The sequence below is a fragment of the Streptomyces sp. NBC_01320 genome, from assembly GCF_035974375.1.
Classification (GTDB): Bacteria; Actinomycetota; Actinomycetes; order Streptomycetales; family Streptomycetaceae; genus Streptomyces; species Streptomyces yanii.
Map to the genome: position 1 here is coordinate 556,162 of NZ_CP108390.1, position 15,732 is coordinate 571,893.

A 15,732-nucleotide genomic window follows, 5' to 3' on the forward strand; every position below is an offset into this window, starting at 1 on the left:
GCTGACCACCGTCGCCCGGTCGCGGCATTCAGGGCGTGTGGAGCGTGTGCGCCGCGTAGGGGGATGCGCCGTCGGTCCTGGTCGCCAGGGCTGAGGCGTTCAGGTTGTTCAGGTTGGTGTTGCCGGTGAAGGCGAGGGCTGTTGCCGTCTCGTCGCGCAGGATGTCGAGCACAGCGGTGACGCCGGCTTCGCCGGAGTGGACCAGTCCGTAGACGGCCGGGCGGCCGATCAGGCCCGCCGTCGCTCCCAGGGCCCGCATCTTGACGATGTCGCTGCCGCGCCGGATGCCGCTGTCGACGAGCACTTCGGCCTGGCCGTCGACGGCCTGGGCGATCTCGGCGAGCGCGGCGGCCGTCGAGGGCTGTGCGTCGAACTGCCGGCCGCCGTGGTTGGAGACGAAGACCGCGTCGGCGCCGGCGTCGACCGCCCGGCGTGCGTCCTGGGCGCACATCACCCCCTTGACGGCGAGCTTTCCCGGCCAGCGCTTGCGGATCCGTATGACGTCGTCCCAGGTCATCGTGTCATTGTCGTCGTGCATGAACTCGCCCATCTCGCGCAGGTTCATCGCCCGGCCGTCGATGCTCTGATCGCCGAACGTGATCTTCGGGCCGAACAGGAAGTTGGCGACCCATCGCGGCTTCGTCGCGGCGTTCAGCACACTCCGCGGCGTGGGGTGGGCCTGCATCGTGAAGCCGTTGCGGAGGTCGCGTTCGCGCTTGCTGGACACGGAGACGTCGCCGGCGAGGACGAGGACCGGGATGTCGGCCTCCTCTGCACGGTCGAGATGCTGGTCGACCAGGCGCTGGTCCGGCCAGATCGCGGCCTGGCACCAGACCGCGCCCGGCGCCGCGGCCGCCACCTTCTTCAGCGGCATGCCGGACCAGGCACTGTGCACGAAGACCGTTCCCGCGTCACGGGCCGCTCGGGCGAGCGCGATGTCGGCGTCGCGGTGGAAGAGCGACAGCAGGCCCATCGGCGAGATCAGCACCGGCGTCCGCAGGGTCTGCCCCAGAACGGTCGTGCTCAGATCGATGCCGGAGACATCGCTCATGATCGACTGACGCAGGTGCAGCGTGGCGAGGTCGGTGATGTTGCTCCGCAGCGTGATCTCGTCGAGTGCGCCGCCCTCGAGGTAGTCGAAGACGATCCGCGGCAGGCGGCGCCGGGCGACCCGGCGGAAGTCGTTGATGCTGACGGGTGCTCTCATGACGCGGTGCTCCTGTCGTCGGAACCGGAACCGGTGGCGGTAGTGGGGGCGGTCGAGGTCAGTGATGCCTTGAAGTGGCTCATGAAGGTGGTGACCAGCGGATCGGTGGAGGTCAGCCACTCCTGCGGACCGGCGTCGTACGCGACCGTGCCGCTGTCCATGAGCACGATGCGGTCGGAGACGTCGAGGGCGAACCGCACCTCGTGGGTGACGATCACCATCGTCATGCCGCTGTCGGCGAGCTGCCGGATCACGCGCAGGACCTCGCCGACCAGGTGCGGGTCGAGGGCAGAGGTGGGCTCGTCGAAGAGCATGAGCTTGGGGCGCATGGCCATGGCCCGGGCGATCGCCACGCGCTGCTGCTGCCCGCCGGACAGTTGGCGCGGGTAGGAGTCCGCGTGCTCGGCGAGGCCGACCTGGGCGAGCAGGTCCCGTGCTTCTTCCTCGACCTCGGCGCGTGGCCTGCCGAGGACTTTGCGCGGGCCGAGCATCACGTTGTCCAGGGCGGACAGGTGGCCGAAGAGGTTGAAGTGCTGGAACACCATGCCGATGTCCCGGCGTTGCCGGCACAGGGTGGACGGCTTCACCTCGTGCAGGTGCTTGCCTCGCCGGTCGTAGCCGACGAGTTGACCGTCGACGCTGATGGTCCCGGCGTCCACCGGTTCGAGATGGTTCACACAGCGCATCAGGGTCGACTTGCCCGCCCCGGAGGACCCCAGGACGCTGACGACCTCGCCGCGCCGGACGTCGAGTGAGGCACCGCGCAGGACGGCGTTCGGGCCGTAGTTCTTCTTGACGTTCCGTATCTCGAGCATGAGTGTCATGACGTGCCGTCCGAGGGGAGATGGGCGGGTGACCGCAGGGAAGCGAGGTACTTCACGGCGCGGGTGGTCCAGGGCTGCTGCCGGACCCGGAGCACGACCTGCAGCCGGCGTTCGAGGTAGCTCTGCGCGAGGGAGGCGACCGTCGACAGCGCCAGGTACCAGATGCTCGCGACGATCAGCAGCTCGATGACCAGGTAGTTGACCCCGTAGATCTGCTGGGACGCGGTCAGCAGCTCGCGGGCGGCGATGACGCTGACGAGCGAGGTGTTCTTGAGCATGTTGATCAGTTCGTTGCCGGTCGGCGGAACGATCGTGCGCAGGGCCTGCGGGAGGATCACGTGGCGCATGGCCTGGCCGCCGGTCATGCCGATGGTGGCCGCGGCCTCGCTCTGGCCTTGTTCGACGGAGATGAGGCCGCCTCGCACGATCTCGGCCATGTACGCGGCCTCGTTGAGGCCGAGCGCGATGATGGCCGCGGCCACCGGCGTGATCAGGGAATTGGTCGCGACGCTGAAGCCGATCGAGGTGAACGGGATGTGCAGGGCGACGGCGGGGAAGACCAGAGCGAGGTTGTACCAGAAGATGATCTGGATGAGCACCGGTGTCCCGCGGAAGATCCACAGGTAGAGCCCGCTGATCGTCTTCAGGACGGGGTTGCTCGACCTGCGCATGACGGCGAGGACGATGCCGCCGACGATGCCGATGCCCTGGGCCACCACCGTGAGCAGCACGGTGAGGCCGATGCCGTCGATGACGGATCCGGCGGTCAGGTAGGAACCGACCTCGCCCCACTGGAGGTTGGGCGAGGTGGCGAAGGCCCACACGATCGCGAGGCCGGCCGCGAGGGCGAGGAGCGCCGAGACCCAGCGCCAGGGGTGGCGTCGTGCGACGGTACGCAGTTCCTCGTACTGGGTCTGTGATTCCGTGAGGGTGGAGTCGATCACTGCTTGCCTCCGTTGATGGTGGCTCTGGTAACCAGGGCACTGCCGGAGACCCCGTACTTCGCGCAGATCTCGGCGTACGTGCCGTCGGCGATGAGGGAGTCGAGTGCCTTGGCGATCGCCCGGGCCAGAGCCGGATTGTTCTTGTCGACCACGAAGCCGTAATGGAAGGCCGGAGAGACGTCGTCGAGGACCTCGGCGTAGTGCCGGGGTTGGCTGCCGGCCAGGTGCTGCGCCACGACGCTGTCGACCAGGGCCGCGTCCGCACGCCCGCTCCGGATCGCCACCGTGGCTTCCCTGTCGGTGGGAAAGACCTGTACGGAGACCGCCTTGCCGCCGCCCTTCACACACCTCGCCGAGATGCTCTGCGCCACGGCCACGGTCGCCGAGCCGTTCGCGACGCCGACCGTCTCGCCGCACAACGCCGAGGACCGCGGATACCGGGACTTGTCAGGGGCCCGCACGATGCCGGCGATGCCACCCTTGAGCATGTCGACGAAGATGACCTGCTTCCTGCGCTCGGGGAAATCACCGAACGACGACGCCAGCATGTCGTGGCGGCCGGCGGTCAACGCGGGGATCAAGCCGTCCCATGAGGCGTTGGAGAAACTCGCCTTCAGCCCGAGCCGCCCCGCCACCGCTGTGGCCAGGTCGATGTCGATGCCCGAGAGGGTCGACCCGTCCGGTGCGTAGAACTCCATCGGGACGAACGGCACGTTGGTGCCGACGCGCAGCACCCCGGCCTGCTCGACCATCCGGGACACGACGCCGCTCGCGGCCGTCGGCGGTCCGCCCGCCGCGGCCGGCTGGTAGCCGCACGCCGTGAGGAGGGCGGCTGACGTCGCGACGAGGGCGGCGGCGACGTACCGCAAGGAGACAGGCGTCATCGTGGGCTCCTACGCCAGGGGGAAAGGTGGTGGCCAGGCCCCGGACGAAGGGGGCGGCGTGGGAAAAGCGTAGGAGGGCACAGCACTCATCGGTACGGAGCGATCTACAAAGGATTCGCGGTTCTGATGCTAAATTCTCCAAACATGGCAAGTGGAACCCTGGACCCCGGCGTCTCGGCTGTGGGCGGCCGGCCGCCGACGTCCCTGTCGGACGTACTGGTGAACGTCGGAGCGGACCTGTGGCCGGTGCATCAGCAGGACGACCTGCCGGTGCAGTCGGTCGTGCTGCGCGAGCCGGCCGACGGCGACGAGTACATCCCGCGGGGGGCCGTGCTCCTCGCCGTGGGCTTTCCCGCGCAGGGGCCCGCCTTCGGCGAGCTGCTGGTCCGGGCCCGCGAGGCCGGGGCCGCGGCCGTGATCGCCAAGCCGTCCACGGCCGACCCCGAGTCCCTGCGCTCGCTGGGTGAACTGCATCAGGTCAACACGGTGCTGGCGCGCCAGTCCGGCGACTGGCTGCAACTGGCGGCGCTCCTGAGGGCGAGCGTGTCCATCTCCGCGGCCGACGGTGTCGCGGGGGCGCGGCTCGGCGACCTGTTCACCTTCGCCAACGCCGTGGCCACCATGGTCGGCGGCGCCACCAGCATCGTCGACCCCGCGGGCCGGGTGCTCGGCTTCTCGAACCTCGCCGATCAGCCCGTCGACGAGCACCGCCGCAAGGTCACCCTCCTGATGAGCGAGGTCGATTCACCGTCGACCGACCCCGACTACCGCCTCACCTACAGCAGCACAGGAAGTGTCCACGTCCCCGGTGACGCCGAGACGTATGACCGCGTCGCCGCCGCTGTCCGCAGCGACGGCGAAGTGCTCGGCACCATCTGGGTGATCGTCACCGACCCCGGTCAGCGCCACCGCGTCATGCGAGCCCTGGAGGAATTGCTGGACACCGCCTCCCTCCACCTCCACCACGCCCGCTCCTATGTCGATGTGAAACGGCGGCGAGAAGCCGACCTGCTCGCCACCCTCCTGCGCGACCCTGACCAGGCAACCGCATGCGCATTCGCGTTGGAGATCACCGGCAAGCAGTGGTACCGCCTGGCCATCATCACCTCGACCGCCCCGCCCACACCCACCACTGAAGTCGCCGCTCACCGGCTCATCCAACGTGCTTCGACCTGGCTGCACCTCATTCAGCCGAACGCGATCGTGGCGGAGGTCGACTCCCAGTTCGTCATGCTGTTCAGCGGCCGGCACAGTCAGGAATGGGCGGCCCTCCAGCACAACCTCGACGACTTCCTCCGCCGCGTCGAGCTCACCGCACCGCCACTGGCAGTCGTGGTGGGCCGTGAACTCCACGACACCCACGAGCTCAGCAGCAACTACACCCACCTGCGCACCCTGGTCCGGCTGACCGCACTCGGGCTCGTGCCCCGCCGCCGCAGCAGTGCCGTCGTGCTCATGGACGAGCACCTTCCCCGGCTCGACCTGGCCATGATCGCCGACTGGCACCGCTCGACGCGTCACCTGCGCGTCCCTGTCCTCGAACAGATGAGGGAGATGGACCGAGAACGCGGCTCTGCGCACCTCGAAACCCTCAAGGCTTACGTCGAGAGCAACAAGAACATTCCCGCCACAGCAGCCGCCCTGAACATCCACGTGAACTCGGTCCGTTACCGCATCGACAAGCTACAGACGATCTTCGATCTCGACCTCAACGACATCGACGTCTTCGCCTGGCTCCTCCTGCAATTTCGCTTCGCCGAATTTACCGCGCACACAAACCGCCCCGACGCGGTCTAGCGTCCCTCTTCATGGCGGCACGTCATGTCAACTGGCAAGTCGTTTCAGTCACTCGCCAAGCGCAACGACCTACGACACACAAACTGGTCTATGGAGCCGGACACCTGCAGGTCACAGCGTCGCCGGAGGACACGAGCCGCGAGACCCTACAACCCTGTGGGGTCTCAAACGCGCAGCACAATCTCACGATCTTGGCATCGAACGCGGAAACCGCAGATCAGCACTGGCTGCGGCCTGTCAGCCGAGACCGCGAAGAAGTGCCACGTTCGTGAGACTGAGCGGCTGTGCCATCAGCCCGAGACAACCGAAGAAGCGCAGGTCAGCGAACACCGCCTGCGCCACGAGCAGCAAGACCCTACACCCATCTGTAGGGTCTCAGATTTCGTGTCGGAATCTCGGAGCTGATGTCGGATCAGAGTCGGATGCGACACCAAGCTGAGACTTGCAGGTCGCGACTGTCCCGTCTCGCTGAGTTTGGAGGAGTCTCACTGATCTGAGTGGGGCGGCCTCGAATCTCATGTCCCGTGGCTGTTGTCGAGGGTGCGGTCACCCACAGGGGTGACCCGCGTCCCGTTCCACGTGGCTTGTCTCACGGCATCCCTGATGGTCGAGTCATGGGTGGAGTACAGGTCCTGCAGGGTGGGGCTCCGCCGGAGGTCTCGGATTTCGATCTGGCCTGGCTGGAGCATGGCGACGAGGTACGCAAGCCGTTGGGGTACGCGGCGGAGGTGGCCTTCGAGGAGGTTGCGCCGGTCCGCGACTTTCCGTCGTATCGAGGACAGCGGCATTTCCCGGGCTTGTACTGGTCGGCGACGGCGGGTCGGCATGTCGGGTTCGAGTCTTGGCTGGAGCGTGATCACGCGATCCTGATGGATTTCGATCCGCAGGTCGTGGGGTTCGCCTCGCAGCCGTTCTGGCTGTTCTGGCGCGATGAGGCGTCGGGCCGTGGGCGGTCGCACGCGCCGGACTTCTTCGCGCGGGCAGCGGACGGCACGGGCCTGGTGGTGGACTGCCGCCCGGCGGACCGCATCGATACCCGGTCCGCGGTGGCTTTCGCCGCGATGCGCCGCGCCTGCGACCAGCTGGGATGGGCCTATCGGCTGTCCGGGGAGATCGATGCGGTGCGGGTGGCGAACCTGCGCTGGCTCGCCGGCTACCGCCACCCCCGTTACGGGGAGTCGGAGGGGCTCAATGCGGCGGTGACCGCGTCCTTTGCCGTCCCCGCGCCGCTGGTTGCCCAGGCCGCGTCCGTCGGCGATCCCCTCCAGGTGCTCCCGGTGGTGTTCCACCTGCTGTGGTGCGGACGCCTGGCTGCCGACCTGTCCTATCCGCTCAGCGACCGCACGCTGGTGAGCCGGAGCGAGGAGCGATGAGCCGGACAAGTCCACGCGGAGCACTGCGTGTCGGCGACCGCGTCCGTTTCGACGGGCAGGTTCACACGGTGGCCGGGCTCGCGGGCACCACGGTCCGGCTGGTCGACGGCCACGGGGCACCGTCACTGATGATGTTCACCTACCTCATGGCCGCCGAGGACTTCGAGCTGCTCGACTCGCAGGCCAGTACGCCGGGCCTGCCGCCGTTCGGGCAACTCGACACGGTTCCCGAACCCGCCTTGCGCAAGGCCCAGTTCTTCGAGCGGCACCTGATCGAGGTCGAGACCGGAGTGCCGCCGGATGCACCCGCGGGCACCAGTCCCCGGCCGGAGTTCGACCCGAAGTGGCGCACGATCAACGAGCGGATCACCGCCAAGGCCGCCGAGCTGACCGCCTCGGGAACGCCGGTCTCGGAGCGGACCTTGCACCGCATGCGGCTGCGATGGCGCGACGAGGGTGTGTGGGGTCTGGTGGACCGGCGGGCCACACGGCTGTCCATGCCGAGTACGGGACAAGTGGATGAACGGCTGGTGGAAGCCCTCATCGAGGTGCTTGCCGCGCAGGAGAACAAGTCGACCGGTACCCGCACCCGGGCGATGCGACAGGCCGAGCAGCTGGTGGCCGAACGCCACGGCGAAGGCGTGGTGCCCATTCCTTCACGAGCGACGCTCTACCGGCTCGTCAAGGCTCTGGCCGAGGGGCGGCACAGCTTCGAGGCGGCCACGACCAGGCGGTCGCAGGCCCGGCGGCCGGAGGCGCCGTTCACTCCGACCATGGCCGTCCGGCCCGGCGAGGTGGTGCAGATCGACACCACCCCACTGGACGTGCTGGCGGTCCTGGACGACGGGGTGACCGGCAGGGTCGAACTGACCATCGCGGTCGATATCGCGTCGAGGACCATCTGCGCGGCCATCCTGCGGCCGGCGGGCACGAAGGCGGTCGATGCCGCCTTGCTGCTGGCGCGGATACTGGTGCCCGAGCCGATGCGGCCCGGCTGGGCGGAGGCGTTGCGCATGTCGGCCTCGTTGATCCCGCACGCCCGTCTGATGAGCATCGACGCCCGGCTGGAGCACGCCGCGGCCAAGCCGGTGATCGTTCCGGACACGATCGTCGTCGACCGCGGCAAGGTCTTCATCTCCGACACCTTCATCGCGGCCTGCCGGACACTGGGCATCTCGGTCCAGCCCGCACGGCCGGCCACCCCGACCGACAAGGGTGTGGTCGAGCGCACCTTCTCCTCGATCAACACCTTGTTCTGCCAGCACGTCGCCGGTTACGTCGGTTCCAACGTCACTCGTCGCGGGCAGGACGTCGAAGCCGTCTGGAGCATCGCGGAACTCGCCGACCTCTTCCAGGAGTGGGTTGTCGCCTGCTGGCAGACCCGGCCCCACGACGGGTTGCGCAGTCCGTTCCTGCCTGGCCGGGCGCTGTCGCCGAACGACGTCTACGCGCTGCTGGTCTCCCGTTCGGGGCTTCTGCCTGTCTGCCTGAGCGGAGACGACTACATCGAGCTGCTGCCGGTGGAGTGGCGGAAGATCAACGACTACGGGATCACCATCGACTACCGCACCTACGACTGCCGAGAGTTGGGCCCTTACCGGCGTCAGCCCTCTGGTGTCGACGTCAAAGGCAATCTCTGGGAGGTCCATTACGACCCCTACGACCTCTCCCACGTCTGGGTACGCGACACCCGGGCCGGAGGATGGATCACGGTCTCGTGGACCCGGTTGGGCACCGTGTCCGCCCCGTTTGCCGATTTCACCTGGCGCCATGCACGGTCGCTGCTGGCCGCGCGGGGAGCGGATTCCACCGACGAGGGTGCCATCGCGGCGGCGGTCGAGGACTTGCTGACCCGGGCCGGGGCAGGACCGGACCGGCGGATCGCCGCCCGCACCCGGGCCGCTTCCGCACTCCCCGGCCGCCCGGCGGCAGAGGTCTCGCCGGAGACGGTCGATGAGGCGGAGCCGGACGAAGACGAGGCAGTGGGCAAAGTCATCCCCTTCGGCGTATTCGATGCCTTCACCGACGGGAGCCGCTGATGACGCACTTCCTGGAGCCGGAAGAAGTCGACTACCCGCTGACGACGAAGGAAGGCTGGGCCGCGTTCGTCGCGGAGACCGTCGCGCCGCCGGTCGTCCTGCCGCCCGCGACCCTGCAACGGCTGCCGGAGCCCGAGCGGGCGGAGTATGACCGGGCACGGGAGGACTATCACTCCCAGTTGGTTGTCGTCTCCACTCCGACGATCCGCCATGTCGCCGCGACCAGCCGCAAGCGCATCCTGCTCAACCGGCACCAGCACTCCGCCCGCCGGGGATTGATCGTCTCAGGCCCGGCGGGGACCGGGAAGACCACCGCCATCACCCAACTGGGCAAGAACTACGAACAATTGGGACGGCGCCGGGGAGAGATCCAGCCGAAGGCCCTGCCAGTCGTCTATGTCACCGTCCCGCCGGCCGCCACCCCGAAGATGCTGGCCATCGAGTTCGCCCGGTTCATCGGCCTGCCACTGCCGTCCCGCTATAGCCAGGTCGAGGTCACCAACAAGGTCTGCGACGTGCTCTGCACACTCGGCTGCCGCCTCGTGCTCATCGACGAACTGCACAATCTCGACATCGGTACGCGGGTCGGCGCCGAGGCGTCCGATCAGATCAAGTACCTCTCCGAACGCATCCCGGCGACCTTCGTCCTGGCGGGAGTCGACGTTGAGGGCACCGGACTGTTCGCAGGACGGCGCGGCGGACAGATCGCCAGCCGCTACAGCCTCATCCCCACCAGCCCTTTCCGGCATAAGACCGCAGACCAACGCGGGGCCTGGCAGTCCCTCGTCGCGACGCTCGAGGAATCGCTGCGGCTGCACGCCCACCGGCCGGGCACCTTGCTGAAACTCAGCAGCTACCTCCACGACCGCACCGGCGGCATGATCGGCAGCCTGTCCCACCTCGTCCGTGAAGCCGCACTGGACGCCATCCTCGACGGCAGCGAAAGAATTACCAAAGCGTCGCTGGAGCGGGTCGATCTGGACGAGAGCGCCGAGCAGCAGAACCTCCCGCGCCCACGCCGGCGCCGGGCCCGCAACGAGAAACGCACCGCGTGACCACCCGGCTGCGAGCCCTGCCGCTCACGCTACCGCCCGTCCACGGCGAGACCATCGGCTCCTATCTGAACCGGCTCGCCGACGCCAACCACCTCACCATCGGGCACCTATCGTCCCTGATCGGCCCGTCGCGACAGCACCGCCGTGGCGACAACCGAGTCGGCTACTGGACCCCCGAGGGACTGTTGCGGCTCACAGCCCTGACCAGCCGGAACCCGCCCTCCCTGATCCACGCGATGCCCCCGCTCGGCACAATCGGCGACCCGATCCGGCGGTTGCCGCTGTCCGCCACCGAGGAGGTCATCGAGCCTCGGCGCCGCCCGGCCTGTCGGCTCTGCATGGCCCGCCGCCACATCCACGGTCTCGTCATCCGCAGCACCCCTCACCATGAAGGCGTCTGCCACCGGCATCACCGCTGGCTCCTCGGAGACGAGCAACACGGGCTCACCCGACTGCCCGAGATCCTTCGGGCCAACCGACGACATCAGCGGATCACCCGCCGAGGCACCCACCCGTCCACTGCGCTGGCCTACGTCGATGCCCGCGACCGCCTGATCAAGTGGTTCACCAACGAGGTCAGCGGCCCGTCGCTTCAGCAGCGTTGGAACCATCGCCTCGACGTGCTCGGCGAGGACCCGTTCGGTGATCCCCACCGTCCCTCCGAGGCCCGGATCGAACTGGTCACCTATCCCGAAGCCATCGTTCTCACCAGCCTGTTCGCCGCACCGCACTGGCGAGACCACCCCAAGCTGCCTGCCGAGGCAGCACGACGCTTGGGCATCCCTCCTCAACAACTGTGTGATCTTCAGCGGCAGTTGGCTACTGCTAGCGGATAGGGTTGCGCCATGTTCGACGTCGATCACCGGGAACAGGTCCGAGCGCAGCTCCTCACGCTGGCAGAGGCTGATCCCGACGTCGCAGGCGCCGCGATTACCGGCTCCGCAGCAGTCGGTGGGGACGACCGCTGGTCGGACATCGACCTGGCGTTCGCCATCAACGGTGAGCTCGGCCCGGCTCTGGCCCGCTGGACCGAAACGCTTTACCGAGAATTCGCCGCCCAGCACCACTGGGACCTGCCGTCCGGTTCCACGACCTACCGGGTATTCCTCCTCCCGGGCTGGCTGGAGGTCGACGTCGCCTTCACTCCCTCGGACGATTTCGGCCCGCTCGGACCCACCTGGCGCACCGTATTCGGTCAAACCGCCCAGCTCGAAACCGCCGGTCCGCCCGCCCGCGACCATCTCGCCGGCCTGGCTTGGCACCACGCCCTCCACGCACGCGTATGCATCGAAAGGCGCAGGTGGTGGCAGGCCGAGCACTGGATCAGCGCCGTCCGCGACCAGGTGATTGCGCTGGCCTGCCTTCGCCTGGGGCACCCCACCAGCTACGCCAAGGGGGCTCACCTGCTGTCGCATAACGTGACTGGACCGTTGGAGACGACCCTGGTCCGATCGCTCGACGAGGCGGAGCTCCGGCGCACACTCGAAGCCGTCGCTGCCGCGCTGGACCAGGAGCTTGAGCGCACTGACCCGGCTCTGGCCGCGCGTCTTCAGCCCATGCTGACCGAACTCGCACAGTCCGATGGCCCCGCACCCGCCCGCTGACGCGCCCAGTCTCAGCAATCACCGATCGAACCCAAGTGGCCAACCATCGCTGAGCACGACCACCCGTCTTTGAACGTCACGAGCTGCCGCGGGGTCCGACCCGGAAACTGCCACCTTCGATGAGAACTTTGCCAACGGACGTCCCGGCTTCCTGACACTCCCCAGCTCAGGCGAACCTTCCTCGTCATGATCGACGAGACATGCGATCAGCACCCGTGCACCGGTCTCCAGGACGCCCCCTCAAGCCCTCCCTGTGTCCCACTCCAACCTGTCACCCCGCAGGTCAACGCCCCCATCCCTGCAAGATCTAATGAGACGGGACAGCGACTGTCACTCATTTGAGTGAAGCCGTGACGGTGTGCCCCTGTCACCAGAGCGCGGAGGCTCCGGCGACGGGTGCCGATACCCCCCACCGACCCCCGTCGTACTGGGAAGGCACAATCGGCGCATGCCTGAGACCTACGTTGACCTGGGATCCGTCAATGCGCCGTCCGGTGTTGCCCGACCCTGGTGGTTAATTACTCAGCGTATCCAGGCACCGAAGGCGTCGAAGCGAGCGCACCCGCATTGCCGACAAACCAGACAGGATTCGGGACCCCACGACCCGCTGCTGTGACGCTGCGCCAATTAACCACCAGGATCTTGCCCTTGCCGAAAACGTCATCCATTGAGGTCATGCGGCATGTCGGTACTCGTGGAGAATGCCGCCGAGGCGATCGCGGCGGCGTATGTCGAGGCGGGTGATCTCGTCCGGATCGGTGATCGGCGTGGGCAATGGATACAGCGGGCGGGCATTCGCGATGCCCTGATGCGGCCGATGGGAGTTGTAGAAGTGTTCGAACTCGCGCAGGGCGTGGATCAGATGTCGCTGGTTCCAGATCAAGGTGCGGTCCAGCAGTTCGCGTCGGCAGGTCTGCACCCAGCGTTCCATGATCGAGTTCATTCGCGGCATCTGGACGTCACTGAGCACGACCTCTATCCCCGCATCCCGCAGGACCGTGTCGAACAGGTCGGAAAACTTTCCGTCCCGGTCCCGGATCAAGAACCGCGCCCGGCAGCCTGTGTCCTCCAAGTCCATGACCAGATTCTTCGCGGCCTGCACCACCCAAGCGCAGGACGGGTGCGCGGTCGCACCCAGAATGCGGATCCGGCGACTGCCGTGCTCGATCACCGCGAACACGAACAGCCGCGCCCCGGACAAGGAGACCGTCTCCAAAAAGTTGCAGGCCAGCAGGGCCTCGGCCTGGGAACGCAGGAAGTCCGCCCAGGTACTCGAGCTCCGTTCGGGTGACGGGTCGATCCCGGCGTCCCGCAGGATCTCCCAGACGGTGGAGGCGGCCACTTTCACGCCGAGGACCAGTAGTTCGCCGTGGATGCGGCGGTAGCCCCAGTTGGGGTTCTCCCGTGCCAGGCGCAGGACAAGAACGCGGATGGACTGCACGGTACGCGGCCGTCCCGGTCGTTTCGGGCGTGACGCGGCAGCGTGACGGTGTGCGACCAGGTCGCGGTGCCAGCGCAGCACGGTGTCCGGCTGAACGAGCAGCCGTAGCCGGCGCAGTACGTCCAGCGGAAGCCGATGCAGCAGCGCCGCCAGAAACACTCGATCGCTCGGGTTGAACCGCACCTTCGCCTTGCCGAGTTGACGCTCCAGCACCGACAGTTGGTGGCGCAGGGCGAGGATCTCCACGTCCTTGTCCCGATCGCTCATCGGTAGCAGGCGCAGCATGGCGAACGTGTTCGTCACACCGAGGTAAGCCAGTCGCAGCAGCACGGTTGGTCATCATGCCGCGTTGATCGATAGCCGCGCGACGGCGCAGACTCGACCGACCGCGCTCGACATCCCGTACACCCCGCACACCAGCTCCGACCAGGGCGGATGAGGTTATCGGCAAGCGCAACGCCGTATCCGGGTGCCCAGGCTCGGGCCGGGCCGCCCGCGCACCCGGCCGGACAAGGTTCGTGCCGACAAGGCGTACGGCTCCCGCGCGAACCGCACCTACCTGCGCAAGCGCGGTATCCGCTGCACGATACCGGAGAAGCGCGACCAGTTCGCCAACCGCAAGAAACGCGGCCCCCACGGTGGCCGGCCGCCGAAGTTCGACAAGGCCGACTACAAAGAGCGCCACGCGGTGGAGTGCGGCATCAATCGCCTCAAGCGCCACCGCGCGGTCGCCACGAGATACGACAAGCTCGCCGTCCGGTACGAGGTGACCGTCCTGGTCGCAGCCATCAACGAGTGGCTGTGACCAGCACTTTCGAAACGCACCCTAGCTCCGCGATGACGGTGACGCCGCAGGACTCGTCCAGCAGGCGGTCCAGGACGTCAGCAACGTTCCGGCCCTCCTTGGTGCCGTCGGCGTTCTACTTGGCCAGGGCACGCACCATCAGCTGCAGGACACTCGTGACGCCGGCGGAGCTTGCAATTTGAGCAATGTGCGCCGCCAGGGACTCGAACCCCAGACCCGCTGATTAAGAGTCAGTCCTGCAGGCGGACTCGGCAGGCGAGTTGAAGGGCGAAGGCGGTGTCGGGGTCGTCCAGGTCGGCGCCGAGCCGGGCGGTGATGCGGCGGACTCGGTAGCCGACGGTGTTGGGATGCAGGCGGAGCCGGGCGGCTGCGGCCTTGAGGGAGCCCCGGGCGGCGAGGTAGGCGCCGAGGGTGGTGATGGCCTCGACGGCTTCGTCCTGGCCCAAGACGTCGAGGGGGGCGAGCAGGTCGTCGACCGCGCGGCGGGAGAGTGGCGAACCCGACACGGCGGCCAGGATGCGGCTGAGCCCTGTGGCGTCGAAGGCGTGAACGGCGATGTGCTTGCGTGCGGCCACGTCCGCCGCGGCCCGCGCTTCGAGCGCGGACTGCCGCAGGCCGTCGATGCCGCGGTGCGCGGTGCCGATTCCGAAGTGCAGGTCTGCGGCGGGATGTTCGACGGCGAGTGCGGCCCGCACCGAGGTGAGAGCCTCCCGGATCCGGTGCTCCGGCACTTCGGCGCGACCGGTCGCGATCAGCAGGAGGTCATCGGCCAGGCGGGCGGCGTTCCACCTCTCGTGCGTGGGGTGCCGGGTCTGGTGGACGAGCAGGGCGAACGTCTCGGCGAGACGCCGGTCCTCGGCCAGGTCCGCATGGGCGGTTCCGCCGCCGTCCGAAGTGCCGGCCGTGACACCCGTCGCCGCTCCGGTCCGGACTCGGACGACCGTGTGCACCTCGTCCACGGGAAAGCCCAGCATCCGGGCCCGCTCGGCGAGTTGGCCGGCCTGGGCGCGCTCGGAGAGGATCAGTTCGGCAACGACCTCGGAGCGGGCCGCTCCGGGCGCCGTCTCGCGTTCGAGCGCGTGGGTGCGCTGCAGGGACACCGCCGCGGCGACGGCGGGGAGCACGAGGCGGACCGCGTCGTCCTTCGGTCCCGCCACACTGCCTCGGCAGCGACCCGCGACCCACACCGGCTCACCCTGGTCCGGCTCGTCGGTCAGGGTGAGCGGGCAGCCCAGTGCCTCGCTCACCCGGGCCAGCAACTCGGTGGGTGACTCGCCCGGGGTGCGCAGCGCGTCGAGTGCGGCGTCGGCGCGGGCGAGTGTGTCGGCGGCGTCGCCGCGGATGACCTGCCCGAGTTGGAGCACCACCTTGGCCACGTCCACGTCCTCGGGGACGGAGAGCACGGCGATGCCCGCGCGCGTGGCGAGGTGCGCGGCGGTGCGCGGCAGATCCGCGACGCCGATCAGCAGGAGGGCCGGGACGCCGCGCTCGGCGGCGGTGCGGATGGCGACGTCGACCTGGTAGCCGGCCGCCCGCGCGGTGGAGCGACCGGTGACGACGGCCAGCGCGCCGGGCGGCACGTGCTCGAGCGAGCGGAGCGACTCCACGGCGGCGACGGAGGTCAGCTCGGTCTCCGCCGCGGGTCCCGCGAGGAGCGCGAAGGGGATGGGCGACCCGCGTCCGAGCAGGTCGGCGACGTACGGCATGCCTGGAGTGTGCCAGTGTCACAACGGTCTGGAAAGACTTGTGTTGCTGCCAC

The 15,732-nt window shown here is 68.3% G+C and carries 12 protein-coding genes and 1 pseudogene; 7 read left to right on the forward strand and 6 right to left on the reverse strand.

All coding sequences use genetic code 11. The features are described from left to right. Positions 1–28 precede the first annotated feature (28 nt). From OG395_RS02865 to OG395_RS02880, 4 genes are read right to left on the reverse strand one after another with little or no spacing between them, the layout of a single operon-like run. On the reverse strand, positions 29–1,207 hold the full coding sequence (locus tag OG395_RS02865) for an alpha-hydroxy acid oxidase (protein ID WP_327241448.1): 1,179 nt from the start codon (positions 1,205–1,207) through the stop codon (positions 29–31). Continuing rightward, on the reverse strand, positions 1,204–2,031 hold the full coding sequence (locus OG395_RS02870) for an amino acid ABC transporter ATP-binding protein (RefSeq protein WP_442818502.1): 828 nt from the start codon (positions 2,029–2,031) through the stop codon (positions 1,204–1,206). Before OG395_RS02870 ends, OG395_RS02865 begins: the two co-directional genes overlap by 4 nt. Continuing rightward, complete coding sequence (locus OG395_RS02875) at positions 2,028–2,975, reverse strand: amino acid ABC transporter permease (RefSeq protein ID WP_327241449.1); 948 nt, start codon at positions 2,973–2,975, stop codon at positions 2,028–2,030. The genes OG395_RS02870 and OG395_RS02875 overlap by 4 nt, the downstream gene beginning before the upstream one ends. Next, positions 2,972–3,859, reverse strand: a complete 888-nt coding sequence (locus OG395_RS02880; RefSeq protein ID WP_327241450.1) for an ABC transporter substrate-binding protein — start codon at positions 3,857–3,859, stop codon at positions 2,972–2,974. Before OG395_RS02880 ends, OG395_RS02875 begins: the two co-directional genes overlap by 4 nt. A 144-nt stretch (positions 3,860–4,003) precedes the next feature. On the opposite strand from OG395_RS02880, the gene OG395_RS02885 reads away from it, so the two are divergent. The 6 genes from OG395_RS02885 to OG395_RS02910 all read left to right on the forward strand — a co-directional run bounded on the left by OG395_RS02885 (position 4,004) and on the right by OG395_RS02910 (position 11,727). Then, positions 4,004–5,656, forward strand: a complete 1,653-nt coding sequence (locus OG395_RS02885) for a PucR family transcriptional regulator (RefSeq protein ID WP_327241451.1) — start codon at positions 4,004–4,006, stop codon at positions 5,654–5,656. A gap of 614 nt (positions 5,657–6,270) precedes the next feature. After that, on the forward strand, positions 6,271–7,029 hold the full coding sequence (locus OG395_RS02890; RefSeq protein WP_327241452.1) for a TnsA-like heteromeric transposase endonuclease subunit: 759 nt from the start codon (positions 6,271–6,273) through the stop codon (positions 7,027–7,029). Next, complete coding sequence (locus OG395_RS02895) at positions 7,026–9,068, forward strand: Mu transposase C-terminal domain-containing protein (RefSeq protein ID WP_327241453.1); 2,043 nt, start codon at positions 7,026–7,028, stop codon at positions 9,066–9,068. The genes OG395_RS02890 and OG395_RS02895 overlap by 4 nt, the downstream gene beginning before the upstream one ends. Continuing rightward, complete coding sequence (locus tag OG395_RS02900) at positions 9,068–10,123, forward strand: TniB family NTP-binding protein (protein WP_327241454.1); 1,056 nt, start codon at positions 9,068–9,070, stop codon at positions 10,121–10,123. The genes OG395_RS02895 and OG395_RS02900 overlap by 1 nt, the downstream gene beginning before the upstream one ends. Beyond that, on the forward strand, positions 10,120–10,959 hold the full coding sequence (locus OG395_RS02905) for a TniQ family protein (RefSeq protein ID WP_327241455.1): 840 nt from the start codon (positions 10,120–10,122) through the stop codon (positions 10,957–10,959). The genes OG395_RS02900 and OG395_RS02905 overlap by 4 nt, the downstream gene beginning before the upstream one ends. A 9-nt stretch (positions 10,960–10,968) precedes the next feature. Beyond that, complete coding sequence (locus OG395_RS02910; protein ID WP_327241456.1) at positions 10,969–11,727, forward strand: hypothetical protein; 759 nt, start codon at positions 10,969–10,971, stop codon at positions 11,725–11,727. 673 nt (positions 11,728–12,400) lie between these two features. On the opposite strand, the gene OG395_RS02915 is transcribed toward OG395_RS02910, so the two are convergent. Continuing rightward, positions 12,401–13,498, reverse strand: coding sequence for an integrase core domain-containing protein (locus OG395_RS02915; protein WP_327241457.1), 1,098 nt, complete (start codon positions 13,496–13,498; stop codon positions 12,401–12,403). Between the two features lie 133 nt (positions 13,499–13,631). Between OG395_RS02915 and OG395_RS02920 the strand changes: the two are divergent. Continuing rightward, positions 13,632–13,973, forward strand: a pseudogene (locus tag OG395_RS02920) (transposase); the annotation flags it as partial. A 230-nt stretch (positions 13,974–14,203) separates the two neighbouring features. On the opposite strand, the gene OG395_RS02925 reads toward OG395_RS02920, so the two are convergent. Then, positions 14,204–15,679 (reverse strand): PucR family transcriptional regulator, encoded by a 1,476-nt coding sequence (locus OG395_RS02925; RefSeq protein ID WP_327241458.1) that lies wholly within the window; start codon positions 15,677–15,679, stop codon positions 14,204–14,206. Positions 15,680–15,732: the final 53 nt, after the last annotated feature.